This window comes from Pseudomonas sp. 2822-17, assembly GCF_002742485.1.
Taxonomy (GTDB): domain Bacteria; phylum Pseudomonadota; class Gammaproteobacteria; order Pseudomonadales; family Pseudomonadaceae; genus Aquipseudomonas; species Aquipseudomonas cyclaminis.
In genome coordinates this window covers 419,753-432,081 of sequence record NZ_LJRZ01000500.1, presented here as the reverse complement: position 1 = coordinate 432,081, position 12,329 = coordinate 419,753, and the positions used below count along the sequence as shown (strand labels likewise).

Sequence of the window (12,329 nt, the reverse complement as noted above, 5' to 3'; positions counted from 1 at the left end):
AATTCGAGCAAATTAAACCAGCCCGTCACTAAGAAATGACAGGCTGATCTCGTCAAACTACCACAGGTTTAGGAGGGGCGACAACCTCCACCATTTCGTTGTAGTGGACTAAATCAATTTCTTCAATCCATTTAAATATGTCTTCAATTACGCTATGGCTTTCCCCCGCCAAGTTTTCAGCCGACTCCTCGTTGATTTCAATTACATCGCTGTGAGAGTACTTGTTAATAAAGCGATAGATTTTTTCTTTTGTTTCGGCCGTGGTTACTGTGCAGTTCTTTAACCCGCTTTCCAATAGGGCGTTGACGTCTGAACGTCCTTTAGGGAATTTAAAAGTGAAAAACGACTCTACTAATTTTCTGGATAGGTTCGCTGTTAAAAAAGCTTCGTCTCTATCGAGAGTCTTGCGCTCTTTATACAAATATAATTTTGAAAAAATGTAATGGTACTCTGAGTTGTAGTCTGTCAGAGAAGAGTCAGCATTCATTAATAGGGACTCTCTTGGCAGCGCTGCTGTAGTGTCAATCCTGAAAAAGAATGCTACTGGCGGCTTGGGCGGTGTTTTTTTACTTCTATTTTTATTAGTCCCGTTGAACCAGTCTCGAACCAGTTTGTAGTATGTGAAGTTGTGAGTGAGCACGAAAAGCTGCTTAGCATCGATACATCTGGTTTTTAGAAAAGAGTATGCGTGAAATAAATGATTTGAGTCAAAGCTTGATACCGGATCATCCACTACGATAATCGTATCTTGTATTCGATTGTTATTTTCTTCCAGCTTAGTTATGAAGTATATAAATGCGATTGCAGTTTTTTCACCCTCGCTGAGATTGCCGTCATGTGTGCCCACATTGTTTCTTATTATCTCGTAACCTTTTCGAGCGCTGTTGAACTTTAAGCACAGTTCGCTACGGCCTATAAATTTATGCAAAGAGTCATTGAATTTGTCCGCACCTATTGTTTCGTTTGATAGAGATGCTTCGATAGTCTTTATTTCTTGTTTGGCTTTTTTTATTGTCTCATCTAAAGCGTTAAGTTCCGCTGTCTTGGTTTCGATAGTTTTTGCTTTACTTTCGAAACTAAATGCTTTGATTTCACTTGCTGCGTAGTGAAGCTCTAACGCTTCTTTGCTTTTTTTTGTTTCTTTTTCAAAGTTGTCGGTTTTATTATCATGTTGTTCGGTGATGTTTTGGACTTCAGCTAGAGTGCTGTTGAATGCATCAATTGAAGTCGCAGCTATCTCTTCAATGTTGATTTCGACATCAAAAGGATTTTCTATTTTTTTATCTAAAGCGATTTGCCACTTTTTGATTTGCTCATTGATTTCGTTCACCGCCGCTGAATTGCGTTGAGTCGCCGCATTTAAAGCTGTGGAAAACTCTTTATATAGTGTCGCTGGGAATGGCAGCATAGGTTGAGTGATGCTTTGGTTAATAAGCCACTCGTGAGCTTTGGCTAACCTAGATTGGAAGTTTTTAAATTCTTCACTGAAGTGGCTTTCTATTTCCTTAGCTCTTTGTTCCGATACTTGGTTTCCACAAAACTCACAGCAGCTTGAATTGTGCCGGTGATGTATCTCTATACCATCCTGCACCCATTTCTGAATGTCGCTGTTCTGACTTAACCTTTCCAAGGTTTTGCTAACTGCTGTAGTTTTTAGCAAGTCTCTGAGCCTAGTAGAAGCTTGTTTGTAATACTCGTTGTCAAGAGCGGTTTTGACGAATCGTATAGCCGGAAGCTGTGCCGATTTAGCTGAGTTGGTAAGCTCAACTATCTTGTCTTTTTGTAATATAGAAGTCGGGTTGTCAATTTTTTCTTTATTTCGAGCTATGAAACTCTCTAGTTTTCGTTTGTCATAATTTAAGTAGTAACTATCACTCGTATCAATTGACTGTAATCCAGTCTTAACATGCCTTGCACTATCCGTCATGAATTTGGCTTGGTCAGTGACAAGTCGGCCGAGCGACGTATTTTCAATAGCATATTTTGCGTCTTTTTCTTTTACTGTTTTCTTAAGCTCTTCAAGTTTTTTAATTTCGTCTATCTTTTCTTTAGCCACTAGCAGTATGCTTTTAACAGAGCTGTTCCAATCTATGTTGTCTTGCACAAATTTCTGATTGAAAACTTGAATGTTAAGGTTGCTGGCAGCTAGATTTTTTTCTGTTACTGTCGACCCAGCATCTGTCGTAATAGTGAACTCTGAGCCTGTGAAACTCGGATTAGTCGTCCGCTTTTCAAGGGAGGAGAAAAGGCCTGAAAGTGTTGATTTTCCTGTGCCATTCCAACCATATACAAGATTGTATCGCCCGAAGTTCTGAGTCGCCTTGTTATTATAGTTTTTAAATATTCCGAAGTTCTTGAGTTTTTGAATATTACTTATCATTGCTGCGCTCCGTGCTGACAGTTGAATTTTTATATGTCGGTTGATACCCAGCCTGCATTATTTTGTAGTAGTGGCAGGATGATGGTAGACCAGAACCGAGGATTGCGTATTCACACGCGGCCTGAGCCCCACGATTAGTCCCCGCTTTGATGAAATAAGTGAGGTCCAATGCTTCCGTAATTGAAGCAGGTTATGTGCGCCCGCTGCGGCAATCAGCAATGCCCGCTTGGCGGCCAGCTGACCCTGCACTTCGCTCAAATCCGGGTACGGCTTGTTCAGGTACTGCAAGCCATCGGACTTGTAGGGCTCAATCGGCACATGCCCATTGAGGTGCGCCACCACCTGCAGGAGGTGATCCACTGCAATCACTTTCAAACCCGACGCCAGGCATGCTTCCTCCGCGTTCGCCCGCGGCACTATCACCGTGCGCCCGGCCTTGCGCGCCGCTAAAGCCGCTGGCAACACACCTTTGACTGCGCGCACTTCACCGGACAACGCCAACTCACCCAGGCATTCAACGTCATCGAGCATCAACGCCGGCACTTGCACACTGGCGGCGAGGATCCCCAATGCAATCGCCAAATCAAAACGCCCGCCGTCCTTGGGCAGGTCGGCGGGCGCGAGGTTGAGGGTGATACGGCGCGAGGGGTATTGCAGGGCGCAGTTGAGAATGGCGCTGCGAACGCGGTCCTTGCTTTCCTTGACGGCGGTTTCGGGTAAACCCACCAGGGTCAAGGACGGCAAACCATTGGCCATGTGCACCTCGACGGTGACGGCGGGGGCTTCTACGCCGACCTGGGCGCGGCTGTGGACGATGGCGAGGGACATGCTCGTTCCTTGAAATGGGAGGCCGCTTCCTGCGGTTTTTCAAGGGTAGACGAGGTGGAGAAGGGCGAGGCGGGGAGGTTTTACAGAACGTATCCAGAGCAAAGGTGGGAGAGGACTGGCCCCATCCCACACTGATCGCATTTATTCAGCCGCAGGTGTCAACCGCGCTTCCAGCTCTGCGACTTTGGCCTCCAGACTCTCCAGTCGCGCACGGGTGCGGGCGAGCACCACCATCTGGCTGTCAAATTCTTCCCGGCTGACCAGATCAAGCTTGCTGAAACCACTTTGCAGCAAAGCCTTGAACTGACTTTCGATTTCATTGCGGGGCAGCGGGGTTTCGCCGCTGAACAGGCGAGAGGCGTGGCCGCTCAGGGCGTCGAGGAGGTCTTTGGGCGCGAGCATGGGAAATATTCCGGAAAACTGTTGGCGGGCAGTGTATCACGCAGCGTCTATAGTCTTTTTCACGGCCTGCGGCGCACGCTTTTCGCGCATCGGGCCGGGCGGCGTCGCACTGTTTTCGTGCGCATTGCAGCCGCCAAGTAGCCCCGTGGGTGGGGTTAAGCGGGCAAGGGACTGATTTCAGTGATTTTTACGGAGCTGGCAAGGTTTCTGCTTAGACGATCATGACCCATGCACTGATGCAGTCGCTGTGACGAATGCAGTGCGCCGACGGATCAGGGGTACAGGTTTCGTCACCAGTGGTTCGCTGGCGTCCCAATGGCAACTGCCCTTGCGACGATGCGTTACAAAGCCAGGCACTGCGCTTAGACTTGAGACGGGTTTGTTTTCCTGGGGCAAGTCCACCAATTCGGGAGAGAGTTTTCATGAAGCTAGTCACTGCCATCATCAAGCCGTTCAAGTTGGACGATGTACGCGAGTCGTTGTCCGAGATCGGCGTGCAGGGCATTACCGTTACTGAGGTCAAGGGCTTCGGTCGGCAGAAGGGTCACACCGAGCTGTATCGCGGCGCGGAATACGTAGTCGATTTCCTGCCGAAGGTGAAGATTGATGTCGCCATTGACGACAAGGATCTTGACCGGGTTATCGAGGCGATAACCAAGGCCGCCAACACCGGCAAGATTGGTGACGGCAAGATCTTCGTGGTCAATCTGGAACAGGCTATTCGCATCCGTACCGGCGAAACCGATACCGACGCAATCTAAGCCGCCAAACCCCAACGCCCCAGGAGAAAACAATATGACTCTGCGTAAATTCGCAGGGCTCGGAGCCCTGTTGTCCATCGTAATGCCAAGCCTGGCCATGGCGGCAGACGAAGTGGCTGCTCCAGTCCTCAACTCCGGCGACACCGCCTGGATGCTGACCGCCACCGCACTGGTGCTGTTCATGACCATCCCCGGCCTGGCGCTGTTCTATGGCGGCATGGTCCGCTCCAAAAATATTCTGTCGGTGATGATGCAGTGCTTCGCCATCACTGGCCTAATCAGCATCCTGTGGGTCGTCTACGGCTACAGCATTGCGTTCGATACCACCGGTATGGAACAGGGTGTGGTCAATTTCAATTCCTTCTTCGGCGGCATGGGCAAGGCGTTCCTGGCGGGCGTGACCCCGGCCAGCATCACCGGGCCTGCGGCGTTGTTCCCGGAAGCGGTGTTCATCACCTTCCAGATGACCTTCGCCATCATCACCCCGGCGCTGATCGTGGGTGCCTTTGCTGAGCGCATGAAGTTCTCCGCGATGCTGATCTTCATGGGCATCTGGTTCACCCTGGTCTATGCGCCCATCGCGCACATGGTCTGGAGCGGCAACGGCGGCCTGATGTGGGACTGGGGCGTGCTGGACTTCGCCGGCGGCACCGTGGTGCACATCAACGCTGGTGTGGCTGGTCTGGTGGCGTGCATCGTGCTCGGCAAGCGTAAAGGCTTCCCGACCACCCCAATGGCACCGCACAACCTGGGTTACACCCTGGTGGGCGCGGCAATGCTGTGGATCGGCTGGTTCGGCTTCAACGCCGGTTCTGCTGCTGCCGCCAACGGCACCGCCGGCATGGCGATGCTGGTGACTCAGATCGCTACCGCTGCAGCGGCGCTGGGCTGGATGTTCGCCGAGTGGATCACTCACGGTAAGCCAAGCGCACTGGGCATCGCCTCGGGCGTGGTGGCTGGCCTGGTGGCCGTTACACCGGCCGCCGGCACCGTTGGCCCAATGGGCGCCCTGGTGATCGGTCTGGTGGCGGGCGTAGTCTGCTTCTTCTGCGCGACCAGCCTCAAGCGCAAGCTCGGCTACGATGACTCCCTGGACGCATTCGGCGTGCACGGTATCGGCGGTATCGTCGGTGCGATCCTCACCGGTGTGTTCGCAGCCCCCGCATTGGGCGGCTTCGGCACCGTGACTGACATCGCGGCTCAAGTCTGGATCCAGTGCAAAGGTGTCGGCTTCACCGTGATCTACACGGCTATCGTCACCTACGTCATCCTCAAGGTACTCGACATGGTCATTGGCCTGCGTGTTACCGAAGAGGAAGAGGCTGTCGGCCTCGACCTGGCGCAACACAACGAACGCGGCTACAACTTGTAAGTACGTGTTAAAAAAGATGCCCGGCTTGCCGGGCATTTTTTTGCCTGGCGTTTGTCAGTCGTAAGAGGCTGTGCGGTTTTTTGCGCTGACTTTGTGATCGGGCGCGCACGGCACTTTTCACCGTGCGAATGTCTTACAGGCATGTAGGCGTATTCGACACTTTGTTTTTTCCCTGAGCGCGCTAGAATGCGCGCCGATGGGCGGAGAACTGTATGTGGCAACAGACCCTGATTACCCTGCGGGCCAAGCCCCGGGGCTTTCACCTGGTGACTGATGAGTTGCTCGCCGGCTTGCCTGAATTGAAGGCGTGTCGTGTGGGCCTGTTGCACCTGTGGTTGCAGCACACCTCGGCCTCGTTGACCGTCAACGAGAATGCCGACCCGGCGGTTCGCCGTGACTTCGAACGTTTTTTCAACGCGCTGGTGCCGCAAGGCCGTGCCGGGTTCGAACACAACGACGAAGGTCCGGATGACCTGCCGGCGCACTTCAAGGCCAGTCTCCTGGGCTGCCAGCTGAGTTTGCCGGTCAAGGCCGGCCGCTTGGCGATGGGGACCTGGCAAGGTGTTTATCTGGGCGAGCACCGTGATCATGGCGGTGCTCGTAAAGTCCTCGCCACCTTGCACGGTGATGGGGCATAAGCCACTGGTTATCCAGTGGATGTTGATTTTTCCCCGGCGACCTCGACAGAGGGCGAAGCTGGGCTATAACTAATCTGCTTTTCGCAAGTCATGAGGTAGAACATGAGCGACGATGATCTGGAAAACGACGAACTCGAAGTAGGTGACGAAGACGACACCGAAGAAGGTCTTGAAGCTGCAGCGGAAGACGTTGCGGACGACGACGGTGGCGATGATGCACCTGCCCCGGCGGCCAAAGGCAAAGCCAAGGCAGCTGTTTCGGTAGATGAATTGCCGAGCGTTGAGGCCAAGAACAAAGAGCGCGATGCCCTGGCCCGTGCGATGGAAGAATTCCTCGCTAAAGGCGGCAGAGTGCAGGAAGTCGAGGCTAACGTGGTGGCAGACCCACCCAAGAAGCCGGATAACAAGTACGGCAGCCGACCTATCTGAGGTCAGTCACCTGCTTGTAAGAAAAAGCCCGCCGTCGCTGCGGGCTTTTTCATGCCTGTGAGCTGTGTGATCATCCAAATGTGGGAGGGGTTTTGCCCCCTCCCACATTTGGATCTCCAGTGTTATTGCCAGCTGCGTAGCAGTGCTGGCAATTCGGTCAGGCTGCGAATCTGCGCATCCGGGTGCTTATCGCCTTCCCACACCTTGCCTGTCGGGTTGAACCACACCGCCCGCAACCCAGCCTGCTGCGCCCCGGCGATGTCATCGCCCGGATGGTCGCCAACATGCACCGCCGCACTGGCGTCCACGCCACCACGCTGCAACGCCTCTTGAAACAATCGCGCATCCGGTTTGGCAATCCCGATATCTTCAGCGCGCAGGGCGAAATGGAAATAATCCGCCAGGCCAACGCGCTGCACATCGGCATTGCCGTTGGTGATCACGCCGAGCAGGAAGTGCTGGCGCAGGGCCTTGAGCATCGGCTCGGCTTCCGGAAACACGCTGATCTGGTGGCGGGCGTGAATGAACGCTTCGAAGCACACATCCGCCATCTCCGTGGCTTGCGGCTGTGGATATCCGGCCTCCTCGAAGGCGTGCATCAGCACCCGGTGGCGCAACACGCTGATGCGGTGCTTTAGCTCCGGATGACGTTGCAATACCTGTTGGCGCAGGCTGGCGAAATACTCCAGCGGCAGATCACCGACCTTGGAGGCATGCACGGCCAGCCATTCGCGCATCGACGCTTCGGCGCTGATGATGACGGGTACGTTGTCCCAGAGCGTGTCGTCCAGGTCGAAGGTGATCAGCTTGATACTCATGAGTCGCCGCCCTTGATGCGTTTGGCCCGTGGATGGGCGCTGTCGTACACCGTTGCCAGGTGTTGGAAGTCCAGATGGGTGTAGATCTGCGTGGTCTTGATATCGGAGTGGCCGAGCAGCTCCTGCACGGCGCGCAGGTCCTGGGATGACTCCAGCATATGGCTGGCAAAGGAGTGCCGCAGCATATGCGGGTGCAGGTTCTGCCCCAGTTCGCGCTCGCCGGCGGCCTTGACCCGCACCTGAATCGCCCGTGGCCCCAGGCGCCGGCCTTGCTGGCTGATAAACACGGCGTCGTCCGCCGGGTTGGCCAGCGCCCGCAGCGGCAGCCAAAGTTGCAGGGCTTCGCGGGCCTTTCTGCCCACTGGCAGCACGCGGGTTTTGCTGCCCTTGCCGAGGACTTGCACCAGTCCGTCCGCCAGGTCCAACTGGTCCAGGTTCAGGCCGGTCAGTTCCGACAGGCGCAGGCCCGAGGAGTAGAAAAGCTCCAGGATCGCCTGGTCGCGGTGGGCGAGGAAGTCGTCTTCCACGGCGCCGTCGAGCAATTGCAGGGCGCGGTCGGTGTCCAGGGTCTTGGGCAGGCGCCGTTCGCCCTTGGGCGCAGACAGGCCGTTGGCCGGGTCGTGATCGCACAGGCCTTCGCGGTTGAGGTAGTGATAGAGCCCGCGTACAGCCGACAGCAGGCGCGCCAGGCTGCGCGAGGACTGGCCGGCGTGGTGCAGGCGTGCGATCAGGCTGCGCAGGTTCTGGATATCCAGGGCCTTCCAACTGGTGACCTGCTGTTTTTCGCAGTAGGCCAGGACCTTGTTCAAGTCCCGTCGGTAGGCTTCCAGCGTGTGGGGCGACACCTGGCGCTCGTTGCGCAGGTGAGCGCAGTAAGCGTCCAGTTGCCGTTCCATGGCTAGCGCACCGCGCGCAGGGCGGTGGTGAAGCGCGGCAGAACGCGGCCCAGCACTTCGGCGATATAGGTCAGGAACAGCGTGCCCACCGAGCTTTTGTAGTGCGCGGGATCACGGCTCGCGATGGCCAGCACGCCATGCAAACCTTGATGGCTGAGGGCGACCACTGCAGTGGAACCGATCTCCTTGCGCTGTTCGGCGCCAAACAGGAAGTCCAGCTCGTGCTCGCGCAGGGTGCCGCTGATGCTCTTGCCCTCGGACAACAGGCCGCCAATCGCGGTCTGCGCGTCGCTGCCGCTGACCCAACGGCCCACCGGCATCGGGTTGTCGCTGAACAGGATCAGGCTGACAAATGGCACCTGGAAGTCCTGGCGCAGGCTGTCTTCTACCGCGATCACGGTTTCTTCCAGGCTGGTGGCGTCCATCAGGGCAAGAATCAGGCGACGGGTCTTGTCGAACAGGCGGTCGTTGTCGCGGGCGACGTCCATCAGGTGCGAGAGCTTGTGACGCATCTCGATGTTGCGCTCGCGCAGGATCTTCATCTGTCGTTCCACCAGCGACACGGTGTCGCCGCGCTGGTGGGGGATGCGCAACGCCGGCAGCAGTTCTTCGTGCTCGACGAAGAAATCCGGGTTCGCCTCAAGGTACGCCGCGACAGCAGCGGCCTCCAGACTTTCGCTCGGGGTTGCGGGTGCGGGTACTTGAGGCTTATCGGTCATTAGCTGGGCTCACTCATAGACGGACCTGTCCTTCGTATACACGCGAGGCCGGCCCGGTCATCAGCACCGGGTGGCCAGGGCCTGCCCATTCGATGGACAGGCGTCCACCGGGCAGGTCGATCAGCAGCGGCGAATCCATCCACCCCTGGCTGATCGCGGCGACGGCAGCGGCGCAAGCACCGGTGCCGCACGCCTGGGTTTCGCCGGCGCCGCGTTCCCATACACGCAATTGCGCGCGGGAACGGTCGATCACCTGCAGGAAACCCACGTTGACCCGCGCCGGAAAGCGCGGGTGGTGTTCGATCTTCGGCCCCAGTTCATGCACGGGCGCATTGTTGATGTCGTTGACCCGCAGTACGGCATGGGGGTTGCCCATGGACACGGCGGCGATGTCCACCAACTGGCCGTCCACATCCAGCGCGTAGCTGACGGCCTGCTCGGTGGCCTGGAACGGAATATCCGCCGGCACCAGGCGTGGCGCGCCCATGTTGACGCTGATCTGGCCGTCGCTGCGGATATCCAGTTCGATCACGCCGCTCTTGGTCTCGACGCGGATCTGGCGCTTGGCAGTCAGGCGCTTGTCCAGCACGAAGCGCGCGAAGCAGCGCGCACCGTTGCCACACTGCTCAACTTCGGAGCCGTCGGAGTTGAAGATCCGATAGCGGAAATCCACCTCCGGGTTGCTCGGCGCTTCGACAAGCAGCAATTGGTCGAAACCAATCCCGGTATGCCGGTCGCCCCACTGTTTAGCGTGCTTGGGCAGGATGTGCGCGTGCTGGCTGACCAGGTCCAGGACCATGAAATCATTGCCCAACCCGTGCATCTTGGTAAAACGCAGCAGCATGGCTTACTCCGGCAGCAGGCTTTCGCCAGCATACAACTCGGCTACCGTCTCGCGGCGACGCACTTCAAACGCTTGATCACCGTCCACCAGCACCTCGGCGGCACGGCCGCGGGTGTTGTAGTTGGAACTCATGACAAACCCGTAGGCACCGGCCGAATGCACGGCCAGCAGATCGCCTTCTTCCAGGGCCAACTGACGATCCTTGGCCAGGAAGTCACCGGTTTCGCAGATCGGGCCGACGATGTCATAGGCGCGGGCTTCGCTGTCGCGAGGCGTCACTGCGGTGACATTCATCCAGGCCTGATACAGCGCCGGGCGGATCAGGTCGTTCATCGCCGCGTCGACGATGGCGAAATCCTTGTGTTCGGTGTGCTTGAGGTACTCGACCTGGGTCAGCAGCACGCCGGCGTTGGCGACGATATAGCGACCGGGCTCGAACATCAGTGTCAGGTCGCGGCCTTCAATGCGCTTACGCACGGCTGCGATGTAGTCGGCAATCAGCGGTGGCTCTTCATCGCGATAGCGCACGCCCACGCCTCCACCGAGGTCGATATGGTGCAGGTAGATGCCGCACTCGCCGAGGCGATCGATCAACGCCAGCAAGCGGTCGAGGGCATCAAGGAACGGCGGGAGGCTGGTCAGTTGCGAGCCGATATGGCAGTCGACACCCAGCACTTCCAGGTTTGGCAGTTGGGCGGCGCGGATGTACACATCTTCGGCGTCGGCAATGGCGATGCCGAACTTGTTCTCTTTGAGACCGGTGGAAATGTACGGGTGGGTGCCGGCATCGACGTCCGGGTTGACGCGCAGGGAGATCGGCGCACGAACGCCCATCTCGGCGGCTACGACTTGCAGGCGCTCCAGCTCGTCGGTGGATTCGATATTGAAGCAATGCACACCGACTTCGAGGGCGCGGCGCATGTCTTCGCGGCTCTTGCCGACGCCGGAGAACACGATCTTGTCAGCCTGACCGCCAGCCGCCAGTACTCGCTCCAGCTCGCCACGGGACACGATGTCAAAACCAGCGCCCAGACGCGCCAGGACATTCAGTACACCCAGGTTGGAGTTGGCCTTGACTGCGTAGCACACCAGGTGCGGTACGCCGTCCAGTGCGTCGGTGAAGGAGCGGTATTGCGCTTCGATGTGAGCGCGGGAGTACACGTACGTCGGGGTGCCAAAGCGCTGGGCAATCGCGGACAGCGCCACGCCTTCCGCGAACAGCTCGCCGTCCCGGTAGTTAAAAGCGTCCATGGAGTTCCCTTATTCGTAGGTGTCGTGCTTATGCGCTTTGGATGGCTTTTGCGACGATTGCGCCTGTTCATTCGGGTCTTTGCTGTCATCGGGCAGGTACAGCGGGCCTTTTTGACCACAGGCACTAACGAGGCAAGCGACCGCGACGAGCGCAGCAAGGGAAGAGATCAGGCGCTTCATGGCGAAATCCTTGAATATGCATTAATTGCGCCCGAGTATACCGACCACCCGCCAGCTTGCCTATGCGCTGAAATACCCGTCCGGCGGGGGTTTGCCGACACGAAGGTGAAGCAGGCTACGCTGGCAGAGGATATTTCGTACCGTCATCGGTAGCGAAATCGGTATCCTTTGCAATCGGCGAAGCTCGCCCGTATCGTGCGGCGCTTGAGCAAAACCAGACACTTTTGAGGTTGCCACAATGAGTTTGACCGAAGCCCGTTTTCACGACCTGGTGGATTCGACCCAGCAGGCGCTGGAAGATATTTTCGACGACAGCGGCCTGGACGTGGACCTGGAAAACTCGGCGGGCGTGCTGACCGTCAAGTTCGACAGCGGCCAACAGTTGATCTTCAGCCGTCAGGAACCGCTGCGTCAGTTGTGGTTGGCGGCGCGTTCCGGTGGCGTTCACTTCGACTACGACGAAGAAAGCGGCAAATGGCAATGCGACAAGAGTGAAGAGCTGCTGGGCGAGATGCTCACGCGCCTGGTCCAGGAATATACCGGCGAAGAGCTGGATTTCGACGAGATTTGACTGTGACCCAGCCTGTACCTGTCCGCCCGCCCAAGCCGCTGTTCAGCAATGTGAGCCCAGCGGTGCCGTCACCTTGTATCAGTTTGTGTCGCCTGGACGAGCAAAAAGTCTGCCTCGGCTGCTTTCGCCACGTCGAAGACATCCGCGAATGGCGCTCCGCCGACGATGCGCGGCGCCGGGTGATCTGTGCCGAGGCCGAGCAGCGCAGGGCGAACACCTGAGGCTGTCTTGTTTATTTGT

The 12,329-nt window shown here is 56.8% G+C and carries 14 protein-coding genes and 1 pseudogene; 6 read left to right on the top strand and 9 right to left on the bottom strand.

Going from position 1 to position 12,329, the window contains the following annotated elements; translation table 11 throughout:
* Nucleotides 1-52 precede the first annotated feature (52 nt).
* The 3 genes and pseudogenes from AOA60_RS20500 to AOA60_RS20490 all read right to left on the bottom strand — a co-directional run bounded on the left by AOA60_RS20500 (nucleotide 53) and on the right by AOA60_RS20490 (nucleotide 3,610).
* Nucleotides 53-2,380, bottom strand: coding sequence for an AAA family ATPase (locus AOA60_RS20500; protein WP_099585990.1), 2,328 nt, complete (start codon nucleotides 2,378-2,380; stop codon nucleotides 53-55).
* Between the two features lie 183 nt (nucleotides 2,381-2,563).
* Nucleotides 2,564-3,208, bottom strand: a pseudogene (locus tag AOA60_RS20495) (magnesium chelatase domain-containing protein); the annotation flags it as partial.
* 141 nt (nucleotides 3,209-3,349) lie between these two features.
* Nucleotides 3,350-3,610: an accessory factor UbiK family protein gene (locus AOA60_RS20490; protein WP_099585989.1), complete on the bottom strand. Its 261-nt coding sequence runs from the start codon at nucleotides 3,608-3,610 to the stop codon at nucleotides 3,350-3,352.
* A 422-nt stretch (nucleotides 3,611-4,032) separates the two neighbouring features.
* Here AOA60_RS20490 and glnK point away from each other — a divergent pair, with 422 nt between their 5' ends.
* The 4 genes from glnK (at nucleotide 4,033) to sutA (ending at nucleotide 6,810) form a co-directional block, all read left to right on the top strand.
* A complete protein-coding gene (gene glnK, locus AOA60_RS20485; RefSeq protein WP_002555808.1) occupies nucleotides 4,033-4,371 on the top strand; it encodes a P-II family nitrogen regulator in 339 nt (112 codons plus the stop codon).
* Nucleotides 4,372-4,405: 34 nt separating this feature from the next.
* Nucleotides 4,406-5,743 (top strand): ammonium transporter, encoded by a 1,338-nt coding sequence (locus AOA60_RS20480; RefSeq protein ID WP_032884369.1) that lies wholly within the window; start codon nucleotides 4,406-4,408, stop codon nucleotides 5,741-5,743.
* A gap of 212 nt (nucleotides 5,744-5,955) precedes the next feature.
* On the top strand, nucleotides 5,956-6,381 hold the full coding sequence (locus AOA60_RS20475) for a secondary thiamine-phosphate synthase enzyme YjbQ (protein ID WP_099585988.1): 426 nt from the start codon (nucleotides 5,956-5,958) through the stop codon (nucleotides 6,379-6,381).
* Nucleotides 6,382-6,483: 102 nt separating this feature from the next.
* On the top strand, nucleotides 6,484-6,810 hold the full coding sequence (sutA, locus tag AOA60_RS20470) for a transcriptional regulator SutA (RefSeq protein WP_032884367.1): 327 nt from the start codon (nucleotides 6,484-6,486) through the stop codon (nucleotides 6,808-6,810).
* A gap of 122 nt (nucleotides 6,811-6,932) precedes the next feature.
* Here sutA and AOA60_RS20465 read toward each other — a convergent pair whose 3' ends face one another.
* The 6 genes from AOA60_RS20465 to AOA60_RS20440 are packed head-to-tail and all read right to left on the bottom strand — an operon-like array spanning nucleotide 6,933 to nucleotide 11,518.
* Nucleotides 6,933-7,628, bottom strand: coding sequence for an HAD family hydrolase (locus AOA60_RS20465; protein WP_099585987.1), 696 nt, complete (start codon nucleotides 7,626-7,628; stop codon nucleotides 6,933-6,935).
* Complete coding sequence (xerC, locus tag AOA60_RS20460) at nucleotides 7,625-8,524, bottom strand: tyrosine recombinase XerC (protein ID WP_099585986.1); 900 nt, start codon at nucleotides 8,522-8,524, stop codon at nucleotides 7,625-7,627. The genes AOA60_RS20465 and xerC overlap by 4 nt, the downstream gene beginning before the upstream one ends.
* 2 nt (nucleotides 8,525-8,526) lie before the next feature.
* Nucleotides 8,527-9,243, bottom strand: a complete 717-nt coding sequence (locus AOA60_RS20455) for a DUF484 family protein (protein ID WP_099585985.1) — start codon at nucleotides 9,241-9,243, stop codon at nucleotides 8,527-8,529.
* A 13-nt stretch (nucleotides 9,244-9,256) separates the two neighbouring features.
* Nucleotides 9,257-10,087 carry a diaminopimelate epimerase gene (dapF, locus tag AOA60_RS20450; protein WP_099585984.1) on the bottom strand — a complete coding sequence of 277 codons (831 nt, stop codon included), beginning with the start codon at nucleotides 10,085-10,087 and terminating at the stop codon, nucleotides 9,257-9,259.
* A 3-nt stretch (nucleotides 10,088-10,090) separates the two neighbouring features.
* Complete coding sequence (gene lysA, locus AOA60_RS20445) at nucleotides 10,091-11,338, bottom strand: diaminopimelate decarboxylase (RefSeq protein WP_099585983.1); 1,248 nt, start codon at nucleotides 11,336-11,338, stop codon at nucleotides 10,091-10,093.
* Between the two features lie 9 nt (nucleotides 11,339-11,347).
* Nucleotides 11,348-11,518 (bottom strand): lipoprotein, encoded by a 171-nt coding sequence (locus AOA60_RS20440; protein ID WP_010207449.1) that lies wholly within the window; start codon nucleotides 11,516-11,518, stop codon nucleotides 11,348-11,350.
* A 238-nt stretch (nucleotides 11,519-11,756) separates the two neighbouring features.
* On the opposite strand from AOA60_RS20440, the gene cyaY reads away from it, so the two are divergent.
* Complete coding sequence (cyaY, locus tag AOA60_RS20435) at nucleotides 11,757-12,089, top strand: iron donor protein CyaY (RefSeq protein WP_099585982.1); 333 nt, start codon at nucleotides 11,757-11,759, stop codon at nucleotides 12,087-12,089.
* Nucleotides 12,090-12,091: 2 nt separating this feature from the next.
* Nucleotides 12,092-12,310 (top strand): DUF1289 domain-containing protein, encoded by a 219-nt coding sequence (locus AOA60_RS20430; RefSeq protein WP_099586240.1) that lies wholly within the window; start codon nucleotides 12,092-12,094, stop codon nucleotides 12,308-12,310.
* The last annotated feature ends 19 nt before the right edge of the window (nucleotides 12,311-12,329 follow it).